The organism is Lysinibacillus sp. NPDC056959 (genome assembly GCF_042674095.1).
GTDB classification, from domain to species: Bacteria; Bacillota; Bacilli; order Bacillales_A; family Planococcaceae; genus Lysinibacillus; species Lysinibacillus zambalensis.
This window is the reverse complement of the sequence record NZ_JBHURE010000056.1, coordinates 1-4,676: the sequence shown is the minus strand read 5'-3', so window position 1 is coordinate 4,676 and position 4,676 is coordinate 1. Positions and strand designations below refer to the sequence as shown.

Annotated in this window: 3 protein-coding genes and 1 rRNA gene; all 4 read left to right on the top strand. The window is 31.2% G+C overall.

Features of this window, described 5'->3' with window-relative positions:
• A 5S ribosomal RNA gene (gene rrf / locus ACFTQ7_RS24835) occupies positions 1-92 on the top strand; the annotation flags it as partial.
• A 334-nt stretch (positions 93-426) separates the two neighbouring features.
• On the top strand, positions 427-1,599 hold the full coding sequence (locus ACFTQ7_RS24830) for an ATP-grasp domain-containing protein (RefSeq protein ID WP_386831981.1): 1,173 nt from the start codon (positions 427-429) through the stop codon (positions 1,597-1,599).
• A gap of 36 nt (positions 1,600-1,635) precedes the next feature.
• Positions 1,636-3,321: a methyl-accepting chemotaxis protein gene (locus ACFTQ7_RS24825; protein ID WP_386831979.1), complete on the top strand. Its 1,686-nt coding sequence runs from the start codon at positions 1,636-1,638 to the stop codon at positions 3,319-3,321.
• A 192-nt stretch (positions 3,322-3,513) separates the two neighbouring features.
• Positions 3,514-4,407 (top strand): patatin-like phospholipase family protein, encoded by an 894-nt coding sequence (locus tag ACFTQ7_RS24820; RefSeq protein ID WP_349662324.1) that lies wholly within the window; start codon positions 3,514-3,516, stop codon positions 4,405-4,407.
• The last annotated feature ends 269 nt before the right edge of the window (positions 4,408-4,676 follow it).

Sequence of the window (4,676 nt, the reverse complement as noted above, 5' to 3'; positions counted from 1 at the left end):
ACACCCGTTCCCATACCGAACACGGAAGTTAAGCTCTTTAGCGCCGATGGTAGTTGGGGGCTTCCCCCTGTGAGAGTAGGACGTCGCTAGGCAATATAAACAGTCAGCTGTGTGCTGGCTGTTTCTTTTTATAAAATTAAATAAATAGTATTTAACCAATAGTAAAAAATCGAGAAGCTAATTTAAGTTTCTCGATTTTTTAATTATTTACTTTAGCAAAAGTTAATCTTTACATAGTCAAATATACTCATTGGTATTTAGATATTTCATTATGCTTTCATATTAATTTCGATGTAAAATTACCCATAGTATTAAAAGGTAATATTATGGCTTTTATAGGTATTATATATTAAAATAGGTAATGGTTATTTTTACATACTATTAGGATATAGATATGTAAAAAATATATAGATAGGAGTGTAAATATTGATAATACTAGATAAACCTTATGTTTCGGAATTATTAGCGGACACAATTAGTAAGAATAAAATTCCGGTAATCAAATTAAATGAAGTTTTTATACCAAACGAATCTACTATAAATTTAAAAAAGGTAGACGACTTGTTGATTGAATTAGAGAAGGGGAATTCTCCAATTCTCTTTAACTCTGAAAATGGACTTAATATTTTATCAAAATATGCGCCTAATCACTATTTAACAACTGTTACAGATATTTTGAAAAATAAAGTTACTTTCAGGAAAACATTAAGTAGACATTATAAAAATTTCTTTTTCACAGAAGTTTCTCTAAAAGAATTAGAAGAATTAGATCCTAGTGCCCTACCTTTCCCTATTATTGTTAAGCCTGTTATAGGATATTCAAGTATAGGTGTACATCGTATTGATAAGGTAGAAGAATATAAAGAAACTATTAAACAACTTAAGTTTGAAATGGAAGTTACAAGTTCAGAGTATCCAATCGAAGTTATTAATAATCAATCATTTATAATTGAAAAATTAATTGAAGGTAATGAATACGCTGTTGACGTATATTTTACAGAAGATGGGGAACCTGTTATCCTAAATCTTTTTAAAAGAATGTTTAGGCATGAGAAAGACATGAGCGATAGGATTTACTATACGAGTAAGCAAGTAATAAATGAGTCCCTCAACAAAATTCAAGAGTTTTTAAGAACTATTTCATCGTTCTTCGCTTTAAAGTCTGCCCCAATACATATTGAAATTCGCATCGATAATGATGAACAGATTGTTCCTATTGAAGTAAATCCACTTAGATTTGCTGGTATCGGTACAAATGAACTTGGCGTTCATGCATATGGTGTAAATGCATGTGAGTACTTTTTTAAACAAGAAAAGCCTGATTGGGAAAATATAGTTAATCAAATGGATGATTCAATTTATAGTTTTTGTTGTGCTGAAGTAGATGCTTCTATTGATTATAAGCAAGTTGTATCTATTAATCATGAAGCGTTTAAACTAAACTTTGGTGAAATTTTAGAATACCGACCAATGCAAGTAAATGAAAGCTCTACTTTTGCTGTAATCTTTCATAAGTCACCGGATTTAAATGAAAATATAAGGTTATTGAATTTAGATCTGAATCAATATATAACGTTAAAAGAATTAGTATTTGTATAATAATGACTAATTTTTCTATTTCAGTTAGGAGCTTTAATGATGTTTAAAGGTATGACAATTAGAAAGAAAATATTATTAAACGTATTAATGCCTATTGTTGTTATAAGCACAATTTTTAGCTTAGCCATTTTTATTGTAGCTGATCGTTTAATTGACGGGTATATTATTCCTCAGTTTGAAGAGAGCTTAACAATGAAAATGGAGGACTTTGATGAGTTATTTGATAAAGAATTAATCAATAGTGCTAAAACAAACAAAAGTGCATATCAAGAACTATTGACTAGAGGAAATGCATTTAAAGAAGAGCATGAATTAGAAAATGTGTATATTATGAGTAAAGTAGATAATAAAGAAGTCATTTTATTTTTAGGTAATGACGATAAGTATTTATCGCCACTAGCGTTTACAGATGAACAAAAAGCAGCGCTAGGTACAACTAAAATGGTTACAAGTGATATTTATAAAGATGATTACGGCGCTCATAAGTCTACATTTTTACAAGTTCAAGGAACAGATTCTGTCTTAGGATTAGATGAAGATGCAGATTTTATAGTTGATCTAGAAAATTTATTAATAAAAGTATGTGTATTATTAGCACTTATATTTATTGTGGTAAGTGGTATACTAGCATATTTCACTGCTAAAAGAATATCTAAACCGTTAAATGAACTTGTAGATTATACTAAAGTAATTGCAGCTGGTGATTTAACACAGGAAATAAAAAATACAAGTAATGATGAAATTGGTCAACTTGCATCAAGCTTTAATAGTATGCAAGTACAGCTAAAAGAAGTTATAGGCCATGTATCCGCAACAGCAGACTATGTAGCAAACGGGTCTAAAGAATTGACTCAAAGTATAGAGCAAGTGACAGAAATGGCTAATCAGGTATCAGCAGCAATTCAGGAAGTTTCAGTAAGTAGCGAAATGGTAACAACTGGGGCTATTCAAAATCAAATTGCGATTAGAGAAATATCAGAGGGGATAGTAGAAATTACAGAATCTACTACAAACGTCTCTGATGAATCTATTAAGACATCTGAAGAATCCAATCAAGGTAATAATGTCATTCAACAATCCGTACAAGGAATTGATTCAATTAACGAGCTTTCAAAAGCCTCTATGCAAATGACTGAACAAATGCATCAACGTTCTAAAGAAGTAGGACAAATTACAAATGTAATTACAAGTATTTCAGATCAAATTAATTTACTAGCACTAAATGCAGCTATTGAGGCTGCTCGTGCAGGTGAATACGGAAAAGGGTTTGCTGTTGTCGCAGATGAAATAAGACATTTAGCAGAACAATCTGCCCAATCTGCTAATGACATAACTAAATTAATCTCTGAAATGCAAAATAATTCTAATGAATCGGTTGAAGCTATTACGAGAGTAGTAGATGAAATTGATCAAGAGACTGTCGCAATAAGATTGGCTGGAGATACTTTCCAAAAAATATCATCTCTAATTTCAAACATTAGTATGCGAACGCAATCAATTGCTTCAACAGTAGAACAAATATCAGCAAGCTCTGAACAAGTATTAGGGACTACTGAAACAACTGTGCAATCATTGGAGCAAACATCAGCAGGTACCCAAAATATTGCTTCAACTATGCAAGAGCAATCTGCTTTTATGGAAGAAATGCTAGGAACAGCTAATCAAGTAAATGATATGGTTGAAAACTTGAAAGGTCAAATTTCACATTTTAAAATTAAGTAATCTAAGCAATAACATTAACTAAGTTAAAAGGATTAGCTCTAACTTGAATAGAGCTAATCCTTTTACTATTTTTAGATCCGTATGCCAGTATCAAAGTCATTTGTAAATTCGACAAAATACTCATTGAGTTCGTTCTAATTGTATATAACTCTTTATATAATGTAACGATTATCTTAAAAAGGAGAGGAAATTTTGTGGATTGATGGTGTTTTTTCTGGTGGCGGTTTGAAGGGGTTTGCACTTGTTGGGGCGTATCAAGTACTAGAAGCTGAGAATTTTCGCTTTAAACGGGTAGCTGGAACGAGTGCCGGGGCTATATTAGCTGCTTTTATTGCTGCAGGGTATAGCGGAAAAGAAATCCAGACTATGCTAGAAGAGTTGGATGTACCTTCATTATTAGATCCAAGGAAAACAATCTTACCATTCCCATTTATGAAGTGGGTTAATGTTTATCACCATTTAGGTTTATATAAAGGAAAAGCATTAGAAAAATGGTTTTTTCAGAAATTAGCAGCAAAAGGCGTTTATACATTTGGAGATTTACCCAGAGATTCGTTAAAATTAGTGGCCTCAGATTTAACAAATGGCAGAATGATTGTGTTACCGGATGATTTACAAAACTATCATATTGATGCTAAAAATTTTTCGGTTGCATGTGCTTTACGTATGAGTTGTGGTATACCATTTTTCTTTGAACCCGTTACATTAAAAACAGGAAAAGGAGATTCAGTTATTGTAGATGGCGGTGTATTAAGTAATTTTCCGTTGTGGGTATTTGATGATAGAGAAGGACGTAAAGTGCGACCGATTATTGGACTTAAATTGAGTAGACGTAGAGAAGAGCAGCACCCACATGAAATTAAAAATGGATTAAATTTATTTGAAGCTTTATTTTCTACTATGAAAGATGCTCATGATGAAAGATATATCTCAAGACGACATGAAAGAGATATTATTTTTATTCCTGTTGATGATTATAGCGCTACACAATTTGATTTAGACGAAGAGACTAAAGAAACACTTTTAGAAATTGGAAGAAACCGTACGATTCAATTTTTAAAAGCATGGCCGAGATATAAACTATAAAACTTTTAAAAATGTATTAATACTATTGACGTCCTATGAGGTAGATGGTATTATATAAAAGTTGCTGATGAACATGCAACTAGAACAATATAAAAATAAAATAACTGTTTGACATTATGTATAAAACATGTTATTATATAAAAGTTAACTCTTAACAAAAGAGATAATGATTATAAATGAACCTTGAAAACTGAACAAGCAAAACGTAATCAATAAAGTTTTTAGTAGCTAACCTTGAGTTGGTGAACGAAACAAAATTTTGGACATCA

Coding starts and splice junctions, on each gene's coding strand:
- ACFTQ7_RS24825 (WP_386831979.1), top strand. CDS start 1,636: ATGATGTTTAAAGGTATGACAATTAGAAAGAAAATATTATTAAACGTA.